The sequence below is a fragment of the Shewanella sp. SP2S2-4 genome, assembly GCF_031932025.1.
Classification (GTDB): domain Bacteria; phylum Pseudomonadota; class Gammaproteobacteria; order Enterobacterales; family Shewanellaceae; genus Shewanella; species Shewanella baltica.
The window spans coordinates 198292-219185 of the sequence record NZ_JAUOER010000005.1 but is presented as its reverse complement, the minus strand read 5'-3'; the positions used below and the strand labels follow the sequence as shown (position 1 = coordinate 219185).

At 46.0% G+C, this 20894-nt stretch carries 17 protein-coding genes; 9 read left to right on the top strand and 8 right to left on the bottom strand.

Annotated features, from left to right (window positions below):
• Positions 1 to 49 precede the first annotated feature (49 nt).
• From Q4Q54_RS06590 to Q4Q54_RS06570, 5 genes are all read left to right on the top strand, one after another.
• On the top strand, positions 50 to 475 hold the full coding sequence (locus Q4Q54_RS06590; RefSeq protein ID WP_311988012.1) for a YqaA family protein: 426 nt from the start codon (positions 50 to 52) through the stop codon (positions 473 to 475).
• Positions 476 to 731: 256 nt separating this feature from the next.
• Positions 732 to 3584: a pitrilysin family protein gene (locus tag Q4Q54_RS06585; RefSeq protein ID WP_311988011.1), complete on the top strand. Its 2853-nt coding sequence runs from the start codon at positions 732 to 734 to the stop codon at positions 3582 to 3584.
• 184 nt (positions 3585 to 3768) lie between these two features.
• Positions 3769 to 5418: a glutamate--cysteine ligase gene (gshA, locus tag Q4Q54_RS06580; RefSeq protein ID WP_311988010.1), complete on the top strand. Its 1650-nt coding sequence runs from the start codon at positions 3769 to 3771 to the stop codon at positions 5416 to 5418.
• The gene (locus tag Q4Q54_RS06575) at positions 5415 to 5879 is read left to right on the top strand and encodes a hypothetical protein (protein ID WP_311988009.1); all 465 of its coding nucleotides are present in this window, start codon (positions 5415 to 5417) and stop codon (positions 5877 to 5879) included. The genes gshA and Q4Q54_RS06575 overlap by 4 nt, the downstream gene beginning before the upstream one ends.
• Before the next feature lie 166 nt (positions 5880 to 6045).
• On the top strand, positions 6046 to 6663 hold the full coding sequence (locus tag Q4Q54_RS06570) for a hypothetical protein (RefSeq protein ID WP_272942047.1): 618 nt from the start codon (positions 6046 to 6048) through the stop codon (positions 6661 to 6663).
• A 263-nt stretch (positions 6664 to 6926) separates the two neighbouring features.
• On the opposite strand, the gene Q4Q54_RS06565 is transcribed toward Q4Q54_RS06570, so the two are convergent.
• From Q4Q54_RS06565 to dauA, 4 genes are all read right to left on the bottom strand, one after another.
• Positions 6927 to 8180: a sensor domain-containing diguanylate cyclase gene (locus Q4Q54_RS06565; protein ID WP_006080609.1), complete on the bottom strand. Its 1254-nt coding sequence runs from the start codon at positions 8178 to 8180 to the stop codon at positions 6927 to 6929.
• A 163-nt stretch (positions 8181 to 8343) separates the two neighbouring features.
• Entirely contained in the window at positions 8344 to 9447 is a 1104-nt protein-coding gene (gene purK / locus Q4Q54_RS06560) for a 5-(carboxyamino)imidazole ribonucleotide synthase (protein ID WP_006080610.1), read from the bottom strand.
• Positions 9447 to 9938: a 5-(carboxyamino)imidazole ribonucleotide mutase gene (gene purE, locus Q4Q54_RS06555; RefSeq protein WP_006084961.1), complete on the bottom strand. Its 492-nt coding sequence runs from the start codon at positions 9936 to 9938 to the stop codon at positions 9447 to 9449. The genes purK and purE overlap by 1 nt, the downstream gene beginning before the upstream one ends.
• A gap of 269 nt (positions 9939 to 10207) precedes the next feature.
• The gene (gene dauA / locus Q4Q54_RS06550; protein ID WP_011846067.1) at positions 10208 to 11971 is read right to left on the bottom strand and encodes a C4-dicarboxylic acid transporter DauA; all 1764 of its coding nucleotides are present in this window, start codon (positions 11969 to 11971) and stop codon (positions 10208 to 10210) included.
• A gap of 231 nt (positions 11972 to 12202) precedes the next feature.
• Between dauA and Q4Q54_RS06545 the strand changes: the two genes are divergently transcribed.
• The 4 genes from Q4Q54_RS06545 to Q4Q54_RS06530 all read left to right on the top strand — a co-directional run bounded on the left by Q4Q54_RS06545 (position 12203) and on the right by Q4Q54_RS06530 (position 16227).
• Positions 12203 to 14086 carry a VWA domain-containing protein gene (locus Q4Q54_RS06545; RefSeq protein ID WP_311900399.1) on the top strand — a complete coding sequence of 628 codons (1884 nt, stop codon included), beginning with the start codon at positions 12203 to 12205 and terminating at the stop codon, positions 14084 to 14086.
• A gap of 45 nt (positions 14087 to 14131) precedes the next feature.
• Entirely contained in the window at positions 14132 to 14737 is a 606-nt protein-coding gene (locus tag Q4Q54_RS06540; RefSeq protein ID WP_006080615.1) for a sigma-70 family RNA polymerase sigma factor, read from the top strand.
• A complete protein-coding gene (locus tag Q4Q54_RS06535) occupies positions 14730 to 15455 on the top strand; it encodes a hypothetical protein (protein WP_311900398.1) in 726 nt (241 codons plus the stop codon). The genes Q4Q54_RS06540 and Q4Q54_RS06535 overlap by 8 nt, the downstream gene beginning before the upstream one ends.
• A 235-nt stretch (positions 15456 to 15690) precedes the next feature.
• Positions 15691 to 16227: a hemerythrin domain-containing protein gene (locus tag Q4Q54_RS06530; protein ID WP_311900396.1), complete on the top strand. Its 537-nt coding sequence runs from the start codon at positions 15691 to 15693 to the stop codon at positions 16225 to 16227.
• A 210-nt stretch (positions 16228 to 16437) separates the two neighbouring features.
• Here Q4Q54_RS06530 and Q4Q54_RS06525 read toward each other — a convergent pair whose 3' ends face one another.
• The 4 genes from Q4Q54_RS06525 to Q4Q54_RS06510 form a co-directional block, all read right to left on the bottom strand.
• A complete protein-coding gene (locus tag Q4Q54_RS06525; RefSeq protein WP_006080618.1) occupies positions 16438 to 16623 on the bottom strand; it encodes a DUF3545 family protein in 186 nt (61 codons plus the stop codon).
• A gap of 216 nt (positions 16624 to 16839) precedes the next feature.
• The gene (pgi, locus tag Q4Q54_RS06520; protein ID WP_220592250.1) at positions 16840 to 18477 is read right to left on the bottom strand and encodes a glucose-6-phosphate isomerase; all 1638 of its coding nucleotides are present in this window, start codon (positions 18475 to 18477) and stop codon (positions 16840 to 16842) included.
• 19 nt (positions 18478 to 18496) lie between these two features.
• The gene (tal, locus tag Q4Q54_RS06515) at positions 18497 to 19453 is read right to left on the bottom strand and encodes a transaldolase (protein WP_311988008.1); all 957 of its coding nucleotides are present in this window, start codon (positions 19451 to 19453) and stop codon (positions 18497 to 18499) included.
• Between the two features lie 250 nt (positions 19454 to 19703).
• Positions 19704 to 20813, bottom strand: coding sequence for an OmpA family protein (locus tag Q4Q54_RS06510; RefSeq protein ID WP_311900391.1), 1110 nt, complete (start codon positions 20811 to 20813; stop codon positions 19704 to 19706).
• Positions 20814 to 20894 lie beyond the last annotated feature (81 nt).

Sequence of the window (20894 nt, the reverse complement as noted above, 5' to 3'; positions counted from 1 at the left end):
CTTATCGCATTGAATACAAAAAGAGAGATTTATCATTGAGTAAGCCATTATGACTGAGTTAGGCATTATGTTCTCCGGCGCTTTTTTAGCGGCGACTTTGTTACCGGGGGGATCTGAAGTCTTACTCGTGGCGCTATTAAACAAAACCCCAGAGGCTTGGGTTGCGCTGGTCGTGGTGGCCTGTATTGGCAACACGTTAGGCGCGATGACCAGTTTCTATTTAGGCCGCTTAGGTCGCCTAGCAAAATCACCAGAAGCGTTAGCAAAAGGTAAACACGTAAAGGGCCTCGCCTTGATTGAACGCTACGGCGTGTGGGCGCTGTTACTCTCATGGGCACCGGTTATCGGCGATATTCTCTGTTTATTGGCGGGCTGGGTGAGGTTACCGCTAATTTCCTCTTTGCTGATGATTTTAATTGGTAAAACAATTCGTTACTTAATTGTTGCCGCTGCCGTGCTGCAATGGATGGCATGATGGCGTTAGGATGCATTTAATGGTCAAAGGCGGGGAGTGTTTTTCCGTTTAGACTGAATTTACTGTATAGATAGGAACTTAGTGTCAATTTTGCGAGTCATAAATCCCAATGCTTAATCATTTAAGCGCACTTTATTCTACGGACTTTGACTCAGCGGACTGTGAATAAGCGTACTATGACTAAGCGCATTATGACGCTACATAGCGATGAATATACGCAGCACTATGATTATGAAGCTGTATTTTTGACCCATTGATGTATGAGGGGAATGTTTTGAAGAAATGGATATTAGCGGTCGCAATTTCTGCCGCACTCGCGGGCTGTGCATCTGAAACGACTACGGCGAACTTGCCCGCAGGCGTTAAACTTATTGAAAATGTGCAATTGGCCGATTCGCAAGTAGGGATCCCATACAAAAAGTATCTATTAGCCAATGGGTTAACGGTTATTTTGCATAAAGATGATTCCGATCCCTTAGTGCATGTCGACGTCACTTATCATGTGGGCTCTGCCCGCGAATTGGCTGGCCGTTCGGGTTTTGCGCATTTATTTGAACACATGATGTTCCAAGGCTCGCAGCACGTCGCCGATGAACAACATTTTGAAGTGGTTACCGAAGCTGGCGGGACCTTAAACGGCACGACCAATACCGACAGAACCAACTACTTTGAAACCGTACCCAGCAATCAATTAGAAAAAATGCTGTGGCTTGAGTCGGACCGTATGGGCTTTTTATTGCCGGCACTCACCAGTGAAAAATTTGAAGTGCAGCGCGAGACAGTGAAAAACGAACGTGCGCAACGTATCGACAATCAGCCCTATGGCCGCATGAGTGAGCGTTTTAGCCAAGCCATGTATCCTGTCGGTCATCCTTATTCTTGGCCTGTGATTGGCTGGCCGGACGATCTTAATCGCGCCACAGTTGATGATGTTAAACACTTTTTCCAACGTTGGTATGGGCCTAACAATGCAACCCTGACCATAGGTGGCGATTTCGATGAAATGCAGACCTTAGCCTGGGTGAATAAATATTTTGGTGAAATCCCCCGTGGCCCTGAAGTCTCTTTAGAGCAAAAGGCGCTGGTTAACTTAGATAAAACGCGTTACATCTCCATGGAAGATCAAGTGCACTTGCCCTTGATCCGTATTGGTTTTCCAACCGTATACGCAAGGCATCCTGATGAAGCTGCGCTCGATCTGTTAGCCAATATTTTAGGCGGCGGCAAAACATCCTTGTTATATAAAAACTTGGTGAAAGATGGCTATGCCGTGCAGGCCAATGTCAGCCACCCTTGCCAAGAGCTTGCGTGTCAGATGTCGATTTATGCTTTAGCTAATCCTGAAAAGGGCGGCAAACTGGCGGATCTGGAGCAACGCATCCTCGACTCGATTAATGAGTTTGAGCAACGTGGCGTTACCGATGATGATCTGCAAAAAGTTAAAGTGCAGTTTGAGGCCGATACCATTTACAGCCTGCAAAGTGTTTCAGGCAAAGTATCTGCCTTAGCGATGAACCAAACGCTGTCTGGCAATCCGAACATGATAGCTTCAGATTTGAGTCGTTATGCCAATGTGACCAAAGACGATGTGATGCGCGTGTTCAAGCAATACATTAAAAATAAGCCTATGGTAGTGATGAGTGTGGTGCCGCAGGGTATGACGTCACTTATCGCCCATGCTGATAACTTCACGCCAGCGACCTTGCCCATTGCGCAAACGGCGGTAGAAGGGGATTTGCCAAAGCCTGAACTTGTTTCAAGTTTTGATCGAACTAAGATGCCCGCATCTGGCGCTGCACCTGTGTTAAAGGTTCCGACAATATGGACTAAAACCTTAGCCAATGGCATAGAAGTCATGGGGACACAAAGCACTGAAACGCCTACGGTTGAGCTGATTGTGTACCTTAATGGCGGCCATAGACTGGTACCAGTTGAAAAAGCGGGCTTAGCGACGCTGACCGCAGAAATGCTTAATGAGTCGAGCCAGAAACGCAGAAGTGAAGTGCTTTCGCAAGCGTTAGAAATGCTCGGCAGTTCAGTCGACTTTAGTGCCTCTGAGTATCAAAGTGCGATTAAAATATCGACGCTGACAGCGCATTTAGATGAGACGCTGGCGATTATGGAAGAAAAACTCTTCCAGCCAGCCTTCAACGAAGCGGACTTTACCCGAGTAAAACAGCAGCAGTTACAGCAGATCCAGCATATGCAGTCTGATCCTAGCTACCTTGCTGATACGGCGTTGTCGTCTTTGTTATACGGTAAAGACAATGCCTTAGGCGTGAATGACATAGGTACGCTCGATTCAGTCGCTGCGCTCACGTTAGCCGATGTAAAAGCGTTTTATGCCCAGCAGTATCAAGGCGGTAACGCTAAAATCGTCACAGTCGCCAATTTACCTGAATCAGTATTATTGCCTAAGTTAGCGGGATTGAGTCAGTGGCAAGGGGCCGCAGTTGTGGTGCCGCCACTTAAGCCATTCCCTGCATTAAAAGGCGGTACGATTTATCTGATTGATAAACCTGGCGCAGCGCAATCGGTGATCAATATCGCCAAGCGCGCATTGCCCTATGATGCCACAGGCGATTACTTTAAATCTTACCTGATGAACTACCCGCTCGGCGGCGCATTCAATAGTCGTATCAACCTGAATTTACGTGAAAATAAAGGTTATACCTATGGCGCTCGCACCAGTTTTGCGGGCGGCGCTGAAGTCGGTGATTTTGTCGCATCAAGTAACGTTCGCAGTGACGTGACGGCGAAAGCACTCACTGAGTTTGTAAAAGAAATCAGTGCGTACCAGCAAAAGGGGATGACGGATACTGAACTTGCCTTTATGCGAAATTCAGTCTCCCAAGGCCAAGCACTTGATTATGAAACGCCGTATCAAAAAGCGGGCTTTATGCGCATGATCCAACGTTACCAATTGAGCCAAGATTTTACGACTCAACAGGACAAGATCATTAATACTGTAACAAAAGATGAACTCAATGCCCTCGCGGCTTCCGAGCTAGATATCAATAAAATGGTGATTCTGGTGGTGGGAGATAAAGCGAAAATCGAAGCAGATTTAGCAACATTGGGCTATCCAATTGAAACTTTAGTATTGTAAATTGGTATTTCGCCCTTATATAGGTGAGAGACGGGTACGTTAATTAACGATTATTTGTCACATATTTACCGGATTTACATCGAAAGACGGTGACAGCATTAGCTGTCACCGTCTGCTTTTAACAGTACAAGTTGTGAATTTGGCTTGCCCCACAGACAGGTTTAGATTTATTTTGAGGCGTATTTTGCAAGATAAGCCTCAAAATAAAGGTCTGACTGTTAACCTTGTCGCGATAGCGAATCACCAATTAGAGAAGCGCAAATTGAAGTCATTCAATGAATTAGTACAACATCTCTCGGACGCCCATGGGCGCACCGCACTCTTGGGTATGTTACGTGGCATAGAACGTGAGGCGTTGCGGATTGATGAGTCGGGTTTTCTCGCCACCGATTCGCATCCTGAAGCCTTAGGCTCAGCGTTAATGCATTCGCGTATTACGACGGATTACAGTGAGGCCTTGCTCGAGTTTATTACTCCGGTAAATAATAATGTTGAGCAATTGCTAAACGGATTAACTGAAACTCACGCCTTCAGCGTGCGCCATTTAAATGGTCAGCGTCTGTGGCCTGTGAGCATGCCTTGTTATGTGAAGGACGAGAAACAGATCCCCGTTGCCCGTTATGGTTCATCAAATACCGGTATGATGAAAACCTTATATCGTAAGGGCTTAACCTATCGTTACGGCGCCTTGATGCAGATTATTTCTGGGGTGCACTTTAACTTTTCGGTATCGCAAGAGTTATGGCAAAGCCTGTACGAATTGAGCGATAAGCAGTTAAGTTACGATGATTTTATTTCTGAATCCTATTTTGGCTTGATCCGTAACTACCGCCGTTTAGTCTGGGTGCTACCTTATTTATTTGGCGCCTCACCGGCGTTGTGTGGTTCTTTCATTAAAGATCAAAAGACCGATCTCAAGTTTGAAAAAACGGGCCACGGTACTTTGTATTTGCCCTTTGCGACTTCGTTGCGCATGAGCGATTTAGGTTACACCAACAAAGAGCAAGAAGAGCTAAATATTAGCTATAACTCTTTGCCTGAGTATCTGTCTGGCGTGAATGCGGCCATTAAAATGCCTTCGGCAAACTTTGCTAATATCGGCGTTAAAGTCGATGGTGAGTATCGCCAACTCAATGCTAACGTATTGCAGATTGAAAACGAGTTCTACTCGCCAATTCGTGCGAAACGGGTTACACGTAGTGGCGAGAAGCCGTCAGAAGCCTTAGCCCGTGCAGGGGTGGAATACATTGAAGTGCGTGCTTTAGATGTTAATCCATTTAGCCCGATTGGCATTGAGGCGACCCAAGTGCGTTTCCTTGATTTATTCCTGCTTTATTGTTTATTAACGCAGTCTCCTAAGTCTGATGCTAGCGAAGAGGCGAGATTAAACGCGAATCTTAAAGCTGTGGTGCTTGAAGGCCGTAAACCTGGGCTTGAGTTATTAACCGCAGACGGTTCACGTTCGCTTAAATCTTGGTTAGAAGAGTTGTTTGATGCCCTGCAACCTTTGGCGGTATTGCTCGATGGTGAGTCGACTGATTATCAAGTGGCGTTAGCCCATTGGCGTAAAGCGGTTGAAGATCCTAACTTGACCCTGTCGGGACAAGTGCTGCAAAACGTGATCAACAAAGGCCAAGATCATGGTCAGTGGGTAATGACGTTGGCGCAGCAATACTATCAATTCTTTGTCGATTATCCTTTGTCGAGCGAGACCATAGCGCAGTATCAAGCCGAAGCATCCAGCTCGCTTAACAAGCAGGCCGAGCTAGAAGCGGCGCAGAGTACTGTTTCATTCGATGATTATCTGGCAGATTACTTTGGAGCTCAGTCGTGAAAGAGGACTTTTTCTCTTTCACTCGCTTGCGTGTCAGCGCAGCTTTGATTGGGGCCAGTGCCTTATTATCAGGCTGCGCCGCTTCACCAGAAGATCCACTGGGCTGTGGCACTGTGTCGGGTTATTTGCAGCCCGATGCCAGCACTCACTGGTATCGCGTCGTCGTGACCCATTTAAACGGTCAGGCAGTGGTCTCTAAGCCTAATTATCAGCTAGCACCCGGCGAGTATGAGTTTACTATCGCGGAACTGATTGATGATCCTAGCTTGTCGGTCACACTTGCCGCGCGAACGCCTAAGGTATTTAAGCTCAATGTTGAGAGCCATCAGCGTTATCATATCGGTGCGCTATTTCACACCGATAAGCGTTATATGGGCAAAGACACTGGGTATTGGGAACCAGGTGTGTGGCAGCAAGAAGAGCATGAGTGTCAGTTTGAGCTGAGTCCCGAAACGAAATAGCCAAAGCGTTTAGCTCAAGTGCTAAGCCAGCAAAATGCGATTTAAGTCAGATTGATTTACCCCTTGCGTTTAGATCTTCTAAGCGCAAAAAAGGCTTTTTATGCTTGCCTCAGACTGAGTCTATGACATCATGGAGCCAGCTAACTCTCCAAAGAATATGATATTAATGAATAAACCCTCCGCTATCTTACTCTGCGCAAGTCTCGGCATCTTGTCTGGTTGTGCGACGTCTCCGCCTAAGTCTCCCGAAAATTTATGTGAGATATTTCAAGAACACCGAGATTGGTATGATGCCGCTAAAGACGCCCGTGACAAATGGGGCGTGCCAGTGCATGTGCCGTTGGCGATGATGTATCAAGAGAGTTCATTCAAGCACAATGCCGCGCCACCGATGGAATACTTTCTAGGATTTATCCCTATTGGCCGTGCCAGCGATGCCTATGGTTATGCGCAGGCTAAGACCATGACGTGGGATGATTATGTGCGTGAGACGGGCAACAATTGGTCGAGCCGCAGTGATTTCGATGATGCTATGGATTTTATGGGCTGGTTTATCAGTAAAACCCATAAGATTAATGGCGTGTCTAAATGGGATGCGCGGGCCCAGTATCTTAATTATCACGAAGGCTGGGGCGGTTATCGCCGTGGCAGTTACAAGTCTAAGGCGTGGTTAGTGAAAGTAGCTAACAAGGTGGATGCGCGATCTAAACGTTACGCGGCTCAATATAAAACCTGCCAAAAAGATTTGGATTCATCTTGGCTGTGGCGCTTATTCTTTGGTTAGGGTTAGGGTTAGGGTTAGGGTTAGGGTTAGGGTTAGGCTAGAGCTTAGTTTGATCCCATTGTCAGCCATTTGAATGAGAGTCTATGGCTGACTTTAGGTGTTTAACTTAGATATTTAATTGATAGAGTTAATCGAGATAATCAGTTGAGATAGTCAACTCAAATCTTCAACTCTGATATTCAAGCCTGATATTCAACTTCAATACTTACTGACTTTTGATATTGGCCTGTTAATAGCGGCTGTAGTACCTGAGTTCAACGAACTTATTGTGCTTTCACCGCGAAAGTTTCTAATGCTTTAATGGCTTTCTTCTTCGCGCGCTTTTGCTCATACATGGCATGATCTGCAGTCTTAAAGGATTGATACCAATCGGTTTCAAACGGAGCAATCCCAAAACTAAAAGCGAGGCTAAGCTCTGAGCCTTGATTCAAGGTTTTGCGCATATCATCTAAGTCCTGCTCGATTTGGGTTAGCGGCCCATGGCATAAAGCGACAAACTCATCGCCACCAAAACGGGAAATAATGCCTTTATTTTGCCAATAGGTCAGTATGGATGTGGCCGTGCGTTTAATGGCAACATCGCCTGTCTGGTGTCCATAGGCATCATTAATGGCCTTGAGATTATCCATATCAATAATAATCAAAAAGCTGCCAAGGTGAGGTTTGTGCTGCCAGTGGTGCAGTTCATCTTCAAAATTCTTTCGATTATAAAGTCCTGTGAGCGGATCGAAATTTGCGAGTTTAGTGATCTGCTGTGACTTCTGATAGAGCGCAATGGCATTACTGGCTTCGTGGGTCAGGATAGAGACAAGGTTGCGGTCGTAATCGCTAAAGGCGCCTAGGCTACTGCTGTCGAGGTTGAGCATGCCATAGAGCTTGCCATCGATACGGATAGGGCTAGACAGTGTTGAGCGTATCGGCTGCTTGGACACTGTGAGTAACACTCTTTGATCATCTTCCGTTAAGGTGCTGGCAGCATTGATATTTTTCATATCATTGATGACCACGACCTGATCGCATCTCCCCTTAGTGAGCCGATATTCAAAGGTTTGCTCTAAGGTAAAATCCAGTTGTCTGAGTTTTGCTAAATCGAGCCCCACGACAGATTCGAAATGCAGTTTATTATTTGCTTCGTTGACTTTAATGATGCTGCCCATTTCGGCACCATTAATCACGTAAACGGCTTTGTTGAGCAAGGCGTCGAGAAAGGCATGCTCATTTTTATAATGGCTTGAGAGGTGCGCGAGCTCGTAAATGGCATCATTGATGGTGACGACTTGCTCTAAATGCTCCCACAGTCGAGTTAAACGACCTTGATGCAAATAGTAAATCAGGCTGTAGGCAAAAATGTAAATGATGCAAACAAACAGTAATGGCAGGATAGTCCAACCTTCTGTGGGTGCATTAAAGATAAATAGCAGGACGAATAGACATATCGGCACGATGAGCAATAGCAGATGATAGCGATAATCTAAGCGATCTATGGTCTTACGTTTGAAATTATCCCTTAATTTCACTCGAGTATTCCTTTATCCGTGTCATTGCTAGCCACAATTGAATGCTATACATCACTAACGTATCTACACTGAGTTCTGTTAAGTATATAACGAAAATTGAAATATAAACTGATATGAAACTGCGAACAATTTCATATCAGCGATTTTGGTACTAAATACTGAATTAACGCGAATTTTCTGCGTATTCGGCCAATATCCAGGCTAAAGGAGCTTGGTATTGGATGGGCATCCATGTTTGCAGTGCGGCTATGCTCTGGTTGAGCACAGTTTGGTTGGGCACTGATAGGTTCAAATGGCCCACTTTACGACCAGGGCGCACTTCTTTGTTGTACCAGTACAACTCAGCATTAGGCAAACTTAACCAGCGTGGATCATTATCGATACCGATAAGATTGACCATAACACACTGAAAATTCACTTGTGGCTGTGGGATCGCAATTCCGCAAAGTGCGCGCAAATGCAGCTGGAATTGATCCATATGGGTTCCGGCTTGAGTCCAATGGCCTGAGTTGTGCACTCGCGGTGCCAGTTCATTCACCAATAACTCATCGCCAACACGGAAGCATTCCATCGCCATTACGCCAACGTATTCAAGTTCATGCATAATGGCGCTGAGCATAGCTTCGGCTTGGGCTTGCAAAGGGCTTAAGCGTGCCAGTGGCGAAATCGACGCCATTAAAATGCCATCTTGATGTAAGTTCAGCGTCAGCGGATAAAACACGCATTCGCCTTCGCGAGTACGTACGCCAACTAATGATACTTCTTCATCAAAATTAATCGCTTGCTCAGCAATTGCAAGGTTACGCCAATCGTTTGGAATATCACCCGCTTCGGCTTGTTTAAGCCAATGTTGACCTTTACCGTCATAACCACCGGTACGGCGTTTCATCAAGACTCTTGGGCCATAGTGCTGATACAGGGTATCGACTTGGGTGTTATCGTCAACTAAGGTCCAAGGCGCTGTGGGAACACTGAGCTGGTCGAGTAGACTTTTTTGGCTAAAACGGTCGGCTAAACGGCTAAATACCGGACCATTAACAAAATGGGGGTGTGAGCTGAGTTGTAAGCTAAGGGCGGACTCTGGCCACTGTTCGCGCTCGGCGGTGATGATGTCGTGCGGCGCGAGTGGCAGGATGTCATCCGTAGGCGTCATGATATCGACGGCGTTAACTTCAATCGCTAATGGCTCACCAGCGTGGGTCAACATAGCGCCCAGCTGACCATTACCTAATACCCAAACCTTAGGTTTAGTGTTTGTCTGGGTCATTAAACTTCCCTCGGATCTGGATTGTCCAGTACCGCACGGGTCTGTTCTTCTCTGAAAGCGTCAACACGAGCCGCTAATTCTGCATCGTTATTCGCAAGGATTTGGCAGGCCAATAATCCCGCATTGAATGCGCCCGCTGTGCCTATGGCTAAAGTGCCAACGGCGATGCCTTTTGGCATTTGAACGATAGACAATAAGCTATCCATACCTGACAGGGCTTTACTTTGGACTGGGACACCTAATACGGGTAAGCGAGTTTTAGAGGCAATCATACCGGGTAAGTGCGCTGCACCACCGGCGCCACCAATGATGATTTTAAAACCACGATCGGCGGCAGAGGCTGCAAACTCCATGAGTTTATCTGGCGTTCTATGGGCGGAAACCACTTCAACATGATAAGGCACTTGCAGTTTATCCATTATCTCAGCGGCGGCTTCCATCGTGGGCCAATCACTTTTAGAACCCATAACAACAGCAACAAGGGCTTGCATGATAACTCCTTAACTCACTAATTTTAATTATATTTTGACCTTGTTTCAGGTCTAGGTACAGTTGATGCTTGTCTAGCCGTCACCGGTAGCAAGCATCATGGCGCTGAATAATACCATGATCCTCGTCATTTCTGCCCGTTTTTGCGAGCGAAAAAACGTCTTTTGCTGTGATGAATGGCTTGAGTAATTGAGCCATAAAAAAGACCAATCCAGAGATTGGCCTTTGAGATAAGTCAGCAGCATTAAGCCGCTGAGATTGCGCTGCTGGTTTACTGTGTCTGCTTATCCGCAGTGATTTCTGTTTGCTGAGTGATAACTGGCGCTTCGGCCATGGCTTCTCGTAGGGTCGAGTAAAACTTCAACACGCCCTCAATCGGCTGGATCTTGGCTCTTGCTAGCGTTCGAATGGGCTGGAACTGTAGATCGGCAATAATCAGCTTAGTCTTATTTGCTTTACATTTTTCAATCAGTTTTGTCAGCGCGGCTAAGCCTCCAGCATCCAAAATCGAGACTCCATCGAGATACAGCACTATCACTTGTTTATCTTCGGTGAGACTGGCGATTTCGGAGAAAATCCGATCGGCAGCGGCGAAGAAGAGTGGCCCGTTAATTTTGAGAACAGCCCAATCGGCGGGTAACTCTTGATCGACATAACGCTTGTTGGTGCTGATATCGTAAAGCCTTGTCATCTCGGCAATTTCCTTCATAAACAGCAAGGCCGCGAGAATGATCCCCACACTGATGGCGATGACCATGTCGAAAATAACCGTTAATGAAAAACAGCTAACAAAGACCATGATATCGCTAGTGGGCGCGGTTTTAACTAAATGCAACGCTTTGTGAGCCTCACTCATGTTCCAAGCTACGACGAGTAGCAGGGCAGCCATGGCCGACATCGGCAAGTAGGCGAGCACGCCCGCTAAGGCGACTAAACCAAACAATACCACTATGGCGTGGATCATGGCCGCAATTGGACTCTGAGCGCCCGCTTTGACGTTCGCCGCGCTACGGGCGATTGCCGCTGTCGCTGGAATGCCACCAAAAAACGGCGTGATGATATTACCTATGCCTTGGCCCAGTAACTCACTGTTGGCACTATGACGTTTGCCTGTCATGCCATCGAGCACCACAGCACACAGTAGCGATTCAATCGCCCCTAACATGGCAATGGCAAAGGCGGCAGGTAACAAGGCTTGAAAGGTCGCGAGATTAAATTGAAAAGCTTGACCATTTGCGCCAGCCTGCAACCAAGGCCATTCGAAACTCGGCAATACTGCCGGGATCCCCATGCCTGTGGTGCCATCGCTCAGTTGGTAGTGGAAACGAGTGCCTATGGTTTCTATATCAGCGCCCATGGCATTGAGCACCAAGGCGAGGATAGTGCCGAGTATGATTGCCGGAAGGTGCGCTGGCACAGGTGTTTTGAGTTTCGGCCAAAGCAGCATAGTCGCTAGGGTGGCGCTTGCAACCAGTAAGCTAGGTAAATGGACCGAAGGTAGCGCTTGGGCTAATGCCATTAGCTTGGCCAGATATTGCTCCGGCATATGGGCAATTTCGAGCCCGAAAAAGTCTTTTAGCTGCAAGGTGGCAATCACTACACCAATCCCCGCGGTAAAACCTAAGGTGACGGATTCGGGAATATACAGAATCAACCGGCCAAGGCGCAGCGTCGCCATGCCGACGAGTATCATTCCCGACATCACAGTCGCGATTAATAATCCTGCTAAACCAAACTGTTGGGCTATGGGGTAGAGCAATACCACAAATGCCGCTGTCGGGCCGGACACGCTGTAACGTGAGCCGCCAGACATGGCGATAATAAAGCCGCCGACAATGGCGGTATACAAGCCATATTGAGGCGCAACGCCACTGGCAATGGCTAATGCCATCGCTAATGGAATCGCAATTATACCCACAGTGAGACCAGCAAGAAGATCTTGCCCAAAGCGTTTAAACGAATACTTATCTTTCACGCAAGCTTCTGTGAGTGCGTGGGCGATCCTTAGGGAAAACAAATGAGCTGAGTGTGACACGAGAGGGTCCCATAGCTAGGCTAGCAACAAGCTTCTATTTTAGTGGCCAGATTGAATGTGCAGTGTGATCTTGTCAGCAAAAGCGATTGAAAATACTTTGTTTTGTATAAATAGTGTGCTTGAGACGGTTTGATTCTCATTTAAGTATGTTTTGCAAAATATCGAGATGTTTTAACCCTTTTGCTAATGCGGGCCGTTTACAGCTTTAGGTCAACATCAAAGGCATTCAACATGAAAACACACTATTCCCCAAAAACCGTTTCAGTTTCCGATCCAACTCTCTACCAGCAACGGGGAAACGGTATCCCATCGGCGAGCAATACGGCTGCTCTATTACTGGTCGCAGTGAGTTTAACGGCCTGTGGTGGTAAAGGCGCCGAAGTTGAACATCGACAAGCTGAGCAGCAAGCCGAGCAACGTCATCAAGTAGCGTCGCAGCGCCAAGCTGAAATGCGTGATGCCGCTAAGGTTGAGATGGCGAGAGTGGCGGCGCCGATGCAAATGTCTAGCAATGGGGCTGTGATGGGGATGAGCATAGCGCCAATGCCGCGTGACTATGCCGCGATTCCGTTAGCGCAAAATAAATTCGAGCAGCAAGTGCAAAATGGCATCATGGTGGCAGGGGAGATCCCTGTATCGACGTTTTCCATCGATGTCGATACTGGCAGTTATGCCACCTTAAGACGGATGTTGAGGGAAGGGCGCTTACCCGAGAAAGGCACTGTCAGAGTTGAGGAAATGCTCAATTATTTTGCCTACGATTATCCCTTACCCGCTAAAAACTCGGCGCCGTTTAGCGTGACGACAGAGCTTGCTCCCTCACCCTATAACGATGACATGATGCTGCTGCGGATTGGCCTTAAAGGTTATGACTTACCTAAATCTCAATTAGGCGCGAGTAACTTAGTCTTTTTACTCGATGTGTCAGGCTCTATGGCGTCAGCGGATAAATTGCCTTTACTGCAAACGGCGTTAAAGCTGCTAACAGCGCAATTAAGTGCGCAGGATAAAGTCTCTATTGTGGTTTATGCTGGGGCGGCTGGTGTAGTGCTCGATGGCGCGTCGGGGAACGACACTCAAACCTTGACTTATGCGTTAGAACAATTAAGTGCCGGTGGTTCAACCAATGGTGGGCAAGGGATCACGCAAGCCTATCAATTGGCCAAAAAGCATTTTATCCCCAATGGCATAAATCGAGTTATCCTCGCGACCGATGGTGATTTTAATGTTGGCGTGACAGATTTTGATGATTTGATTGCCTTGATTGAAAAGGAAAAAGATCATGGTATTGGCCTAACGACCTTAGGGTTTGGTTTGGGCAATTACAACGATCAACTGATGGAGCAATTGGCGGACAAGGGCAATGGCAACTATGCCTATATCGATACGCTGAATGAAGCGCGTAAAGTGCTGGTGGACGAGTTGAGTTCGACCTTATTCACTATCGCCAAAGACGTGAAAGTGCAGGTGGAGTTTAATCCGGCCTTAGTCTCGGAATACCGTTTGATTGGTTACGAGAATCGCGCCTTAGCACGGGAAGATTTTAATAACGATAAGGTGGATGCGGGCGAGATTGGCGCGGGTCATTCAGTAACAGCCTTGTATGAATTAAGGTACGTTGAAGTCGGGAATAGGATGAATGATAAACTTAGATATGGCGTTGATGCTCAAACGGGGCAAGAGAAATATAGCCGTGAAGAAATTGCCTTCCTTAAACTGAGATACAAGTTGCCAGCGCAAACGCAGAGCCAGTTACTGAGTTATCCCATCAGGTTAGATCAAAGCGTTAAACAGCTCGAGCAAGCAAGTGATGATTTTAGATTTGCCGCCGCGGTTGCAGGGTTAGGGCAATTACTGAATGGCAGTCACTATCTCCATCAATTTGATTATACTAAGTTAAGCTTACTCGCACGTTCAGCATTAGGGGATGATCCCTTTGGTTATCGCCATGAGTTTGTGCAGTTAATGGAAACCGCAGCGGCGATAGAGCAATCTAATCAGCTGCCAATTAAGAAAACATTCGATGGCTCGGATAAACCTTTTCCTCCCCAAGATAAACGCCATGGCGAGCCAATGAGAGATAAGAGCAATCCGCGTAATGAGAGATTACAATAGTAAAAGTGAATACAGGGGGTTAACCCAAATGACGAGGAATTTCCCGTGGCATTAGCAATACCGCAATTACCAACCCATGAGCACTCAGATGAGCAATTGATGTTGTGCTATGCCAAGGGCGATTCAAAAGCATTTGAGCAGTTATACCTGAAGCACAAAGGCGCGCTTTATCGCTACTTTGTGCGCCAGTTAGGTGATAAGCAGTTAGCTGAGGATTTATATCAAGAAACATGGGGACGGGTGATCCGCGCAGCGGCTAACTACGAAGCCAGTGCTAAGTTTACTACTTGGCTATACCGTATCGCCCATAACTTATTGATTGATCATGTGCGAGCGGTTAAGCCCGTCGATTTAGTCGCCACTGATGAGGACGAAACTGGGCTCGATACTTTTGTGGCGGGTGAGCAAGATAAGCCCGACGTGCAGTGGCAAGAAGCGCAAAAGAGTTTATTGCTAAAAACCTGTATCGCACTGTTACCCCAAGTCCAGAAAGAGGCATTTATCCTGAACATTGAAATGGGGTTTACGGCTGCCATTATTAGCGACATTGCGGGCGTAACTTTAGAAGCGACTAAGAGCCGTATTCGCTACGCTTACCAAAGTCTAAAGGATTGCGTCAGCGCGAAATGGCAGGAGGCGGGTCATGAGTAATTTATCTTCAAGTGCTGATGAGCGCGCATTACAACGAGAAGTGCTAGCTTGGTATCGTCAACAGGCCTTAGAAGTTCCACCGCAGCAACTCGACCAAGATATCTTGCACCTAGCGCAAACTCACTTAGCTGAAATGCATCAAAGCAAAATAACCGCAGTTGAGTCTCCAACTTCCGGCTGGCGACGCCATCCTTGGGCGTTATCGAGCGCGGCATCTTTGGTGCTTGTTGTGGGTTTATTGGTCCTTAATCGGCCGCAAATCGAAGATGTTATGGCTCCAAGTCCAATGGCGATGAGTGCTCCGGCGCCACAAGCCATGACGAGAATAGCAGATACGCAAGCGCTGCAATCCTCAAATATGCAAGTAGAAGCTGTGGCTAAGCATGAAATACAGACTCAAATGCAGCAAGCGAAGGCTGCAGCGGGTGCGCTTGAGCGACAACATGATGCAAGCAGCCCAGCTATCGCTGCAAGGTCTATGAATGCTCCGAGCAATGCTGAATCTTCAGGAATAGATAAAGTGCCACTCGCAGAGTCTTTACATCTGTTACATGCCTTCATCGAAGCGAAGGAGACTGAGCAAGCATTGATGCTTGAGCAACAACTGCTTAAGGATTATCCACAACTCGCCGTTGAGGCTGCAGATAAAGCGCTGCTAAACGAACAACAGCTCGAATTTAAAAAGTTACAACAGCAGCTACATCAGCTTGCTAAATAAGTGTGTTGTTGTGGTTTTAGTAATAAAAGCGTGATGATCAATCATAACGTGGTGAGAAAAACCGCTAAATGCCCCTGAGATTTGGATAGACGTGTTAGTGTTTGTGGTCTGTTTACTGTTTGGTATGTGATTTACTTGATCAACGTCATAAAGTGAACAGGATTTAGCCTGCTATATTGGTGTTAGTCTACGACTTGACTAGTATCAATAGTCAGATCCATATCCAGGAGGCATTATGCTTAAAAGACTCATGCATGATCATAAACATATAGCTGTATTGCTAAATGTTTTAAAAAACAAGCAGATGAAGCTGTCCGAAGGTGAGTCAATCAATTTCATCGTGGTGCGGGATATCGTTGAATATATGCAAGGATATGCTGAGCGTTGCCATCATCCGGTTGAAGACATTATTTATGCCTACTATCAAGCGCATAAAGCCAATGACAATATCGATAAGTTGAGTGCCGAACACGAGTTAGTGATCCAAGCCTCGGCGGCTTTGATGACGACGTTGAATTTGATCCTCAGTGATATTGTGGTTGCCCGTGAGAAACTGATTGTTGATTTTGCAGATTATGTCGCATTACAAGAGCGGCATATGCAAATGGAGGAGCGGGAAATATTCCCGTTATTGGCCAAAACCTTGACTGAACAAGATTGGCAACTGATTGAGTCTGAGTGTCAGAAATCCTTGATTGATGATCCTTTGTTCTTAGATCGCGAGCAGAAAGAATTTGAGGATTTGCGGGCTTATCTAACAACAGCTGACTAGCATTGATTCACTCATAGGGCCCACCTTGTGGGCTTGAACCTAGGATTCAATACTACAGAGCGATGTTTTTTTTGCGTTAGCTTCTGTTACTCGCGAATCGTTATTCCCTCTTATTTCCCACCAGATCCGATAGTACAAATAAAAAAGCGCCGAATGGCGCTTTTCTTGTTCATGTTTGAGGCTAATGGTTTAGCTCATCTCAACATGTGATTACAACTGGATGGCATCAATGTCGTAGTTAAAGTTATTATCGATTTCTTGGAGTTCTTTGAGCAAACGATGCTTATCTTTTAATGCTTCGATCTCACGCCATTTACGCTTTTTATTGGAGCCTCGCGAACGATCGGGTCTTTCAACGACTTCATCTAGCGCACAACCATAATCTAAACGATCCATGGTAACCTCCTGTTGTTGTATGTTTTGTCAGCGATTAAATAACATATTTTTAAAACAGGGTGCAAGAATTATGTTTCAATTGTGTTAAGTTGAAATGAACTTTGAGTGATATGTCGTTGATCTTCAGTGTGGGTTGAGAGCGGCGAGGAATTGAAAAGTTGAATAGAAATAATAGGATAAAATAAAAAAGCCAGCGATTGCTGGCTTTTTGTTCGATTAGATTTTGCCTTGTCGATAAAGGTTAATCAATGCGTTACTTGAGGCATCTAAGGCATCACAATTTTGCGTCGCACCGATGCGTGCTAACACATCGTTCCCCAGATCCTTACCGAGCTCTACACCCCATTGGTCAAAGGAGTTGATGTCCCAAATTGCACCTTGAACAAAGGTTCTGTGCTCATACAGGGCAATTAAAGCACCTAAGGTGCTCGGCGTGAGCTTATCCATGAGTAAGGTGTTGCTCGGCTTGTTACCTGGCATCACTTTATGTTTTGCGATCAGCTGCTTTTCAGTCGCAGACAATGCGCTATTAGCGAGTTCGGCTAAGGCTTCATCAAAAGTGCGACCTTGCATTAAGGCTTGAGTCTGGCCAAAGCAGTTTGATGCTAGCTGATCATGGTGCTCTCCGATAGGATTATGACTTTGCAGTGGCATAATAAAATCGGCAGGGATCAGCGCAGTACCTTGGTGCAACAGCTGGTGATAGGCATGTTGGCCATTAGTGCCTTCGCCACCCCAAATTACTGGACCAGTACTGTAGTCAACATCTGTCCCGTTTAAGGTGACAGACTTACCATTACTTTCCATGTCGAGCTGTTGGAAGTAAGCCGGTAGACCACGTAGATAATGATCATATGTCAGTACAACATGGGACTGAGCATTGAAGAAATTACCGTACCATAGGGATAATAAGCCCATGATCACTGGCATGTTTTCTGTCAGTGGTGCATTGGCGAAGTGCTCATCCATTTGGTGGGCACCTGAGAGCAAGGCTCTGAAATTATCCATGCCAATCAAGAGTGCTATTGGTAAACCAATCGCTGACCAGAGTGAGTAACGACCGCCAACCCAATCCCACATAGGGAAAATATTGTCTGCATCAATCCCAAAATCCGTCGCTTTAGCGACGTTTGAGGTTACTGCGACAAAGTGTTTTGCCACATCTGACTGCAAACCGCCTTTTGCTAAGAACCATTCTCTGGCAGTGAGGGTATTGGTTAAGGTTTCCTGTGTGCCGAAAGATTTGGACGACATGATGAACAAGGTCGTTTCAGGATCCAGTAACTTCAATTTCTCACTGATAGAAGTACCGTCGACGTTTGCTACAAAGTGGCATGTTAACTCTGGGTTCCAATATGGGCGTAGCGCCTGAGAGACGATCTTTGGACCAAGGAAAGATCCACCGATACCGATACTGACAATATCGGTTATCGCTTTACCTGTGTAACCTTTCCATTGACCTGATGTCACTGAACTTACAAACCCTTGCATTTTATTCAGAGTTTGTTGAACTTCAGGAACTATGTCTTGACCCTCGGCAATAATCGATTGTTCCGCAGTGCTACGTAGCGCAGTGTGCAAAACAGCGCGCTTCTCTGTGGTGTTAATGATCTCACCCGCAAACATCGCTTTGATTTTTGCTTCAAGTTGACTATTGCTTGCCAACGCAAATAACAGATCAAGCGTTTCCGTCGTTGCTCTGTTTTTAGAGTAATCCAGTAATAAACCACAGGCAGTTAGCGACATTTTATTGAAACGTGCCGCGTCAGTGGCAAACAATTCCCGCATATGCGGTACATTTTTACTGTGTGCTGATAAAGCTTGCCATGTTGAGCTTTGGGTCAAGTGTGTCATCTCGCCGTCTCCAGAGTGCTTAGTTTGCTAGCTTAGCCGTGAGCATTACTTCGAGTTTGCTCTGGTCGATAGCAAAGTTTCGAATGCCTTCTGCAAGCTTATCAACTGCCATAGGATCTTGGTTAAAGTCCCAACGGAATTGCGCTTCTGTTAATGGAGCTTCGGCTGCGACAGTGCTGGTTGCCGGAACCAGTTTAGGAGTAATGTCGACTTGCGAATTAGCCAGTTCTTCTAACAGAGAAGGGCCAATCGTGAGACGATCGCAGCCAGCTAGTTCGATGATTTCACCAATATTACGGAAACTTGCGCCCATAACGACAGTATTAAAACCATGCTGTTTGTAATAATTATAGATTTCGGTAACAGAAATGACTCCTGGGTCATTTACGGCATCGTAGTCTTTACCTGTATCTTTTTTGTACCAATCAAGGATACGGCCTACAAAAGGCGAAATTAGATAAGCACCAGCCTCGGCGCAAGCACGTGCTTGGGCAAAGCTAAATAGCAGAGTTAAGTTGCAGTTGATGCCTTCTTTCTCTAGCTCTTTAGCGGCACAAATGCCTTCCCATGTTGAAGCAAGTTTGATCAGAATACGTGATTTATCAACGCCCGCTTCTTTGTAAAGGCGAACCAGCTTATGGGCTTTCGCAATTGATTGTTCTTTATCGAATGATAAACGGGCATCAACTTCAGTTGATATACGCCCAGGAACGAGTTTCAGTATTTCTACACCGATATTAACGGCGAGCTTGTCGCTGGCATCATCAAGTTGCTGCGCGAGATCGGCACTTTGTGATTTTGCCCAATCGATAGCGTTATCTATGAGGGATTCGTATTCAGGAATTTGAGCCGCTTTCAAGATGAGTGATGGATTGGTTGTCGCATCTTCAGGTTGGTAGCGTTTAATCGCTTCGATGTCGCCAGTGTCAGCGACGATAGTGGTATATAACTTGAGTTGCTCTAATGTATTGGCCATGAAAAACATCCTTCTCAGGTAGCAGTCTTAACTCGGAATTCACTGATGACTATTAGAAGCGATTTTGCCAACTTTTCCAACCTTGAATGTAAAAAAATTACAAAAATGACAATTTTATGTCTATTTAGGTTTGGCTTGAGATACAGGCTCTCATCTTGGCTGTGGTAGAGGGCATCGCTTTTCCTAGTGTATACCTCATAAAAACAAAAAGTCGCTGCAAGCAGCGACTTTTTTACGTCAATAAGTAATATTACTTAAGAACAGGTTGTTTAGCTGTAGTTGTCACAACGGCTTCGATGCGACGGTTAGCAGCATGGGCTTCTTTCGAGTCACCAGCAACCAGTGGCTGAGTCACACCGTAACCGTTAGAAGTTACGCGGCTTTGGCTGATACCATATTTCTCAACAAGAATTTTGGCAACGGCGTCAGCACGTTTGTCAGATAGCACCATGTTGTACTCTGGTTTACCTACGTTTGAGGCATGGCCAGCTATTTCAACAGTGAACTCTGGGTTTTTGTTCAGGTAGTTAGCGAGTCTTTCAATATCTTTGTAGAAAACAGGCTTAACTACAGCTGAATCGTTAGCAAACTGGATTGAACCCACGTCTTCTTTATTTTTTACGTTTTCGTAAATGGTACAGCCAACAGAGTCAACTTTATGTGTTGCTGGTGTGGCTGGACATTGGTCTTTGTCGTCATAGACGCCATCGTTGTCTGAGTCAACAGGTGCTGCTGCGATAACCGCTGCTGCAACAGGTGCTGCAACTGCTGGAGAACCGAAGCGGTAGCTTAATTCTAAGCCCCAGTAGTTGCTATCAGCTTGAACGATGTTGTAATCGTCATCCAGGTTTTCATAACGACGATATTTAGCTTGTAACTTCAAATTATCTGTGAAGTTGTAACCCACACCAGCGCCAATATATGGAGCAAAGTCGTTTGTACTGTATTTGCTTGATTGAATGCCATTATTTTGGCTATTCTCAAGTGAATAATACATAGCACCCGCTTCAGCTGATAAGCTCCAGCGATTGGCTAGTGGCCAGATACCTACTAAGCCTAGCGTTGAACCTTTCACGCCAGCATCATTACTGGTGGCCCCATTGGTCCAATCAGCATTACCTAAATCGCGGAAACCGATTTCAGCGCCGAAGTAATCATTGAACATATAGCCTGCGAATACATCCCATGCATATGGGTCATCTTGACCATTCTGGGTCGCGATATGTTCATAGTTGTTAACGCCTAAACCTGCGCCAACATACCAAGGAGTGAGTTCTTGAGCCGCTGATACAGTGAAAGGTAATAGCGAGGCAAGCAGTACAAATTTTAATTTATGATTCATCATGTTCTCCAATTCCATTATTTATGATTCTCCACCAATATGTCTTGCTTTATGTGTGCAAAACATTGCTAGCACTTAATGTGGGGATCCTTTGGTATT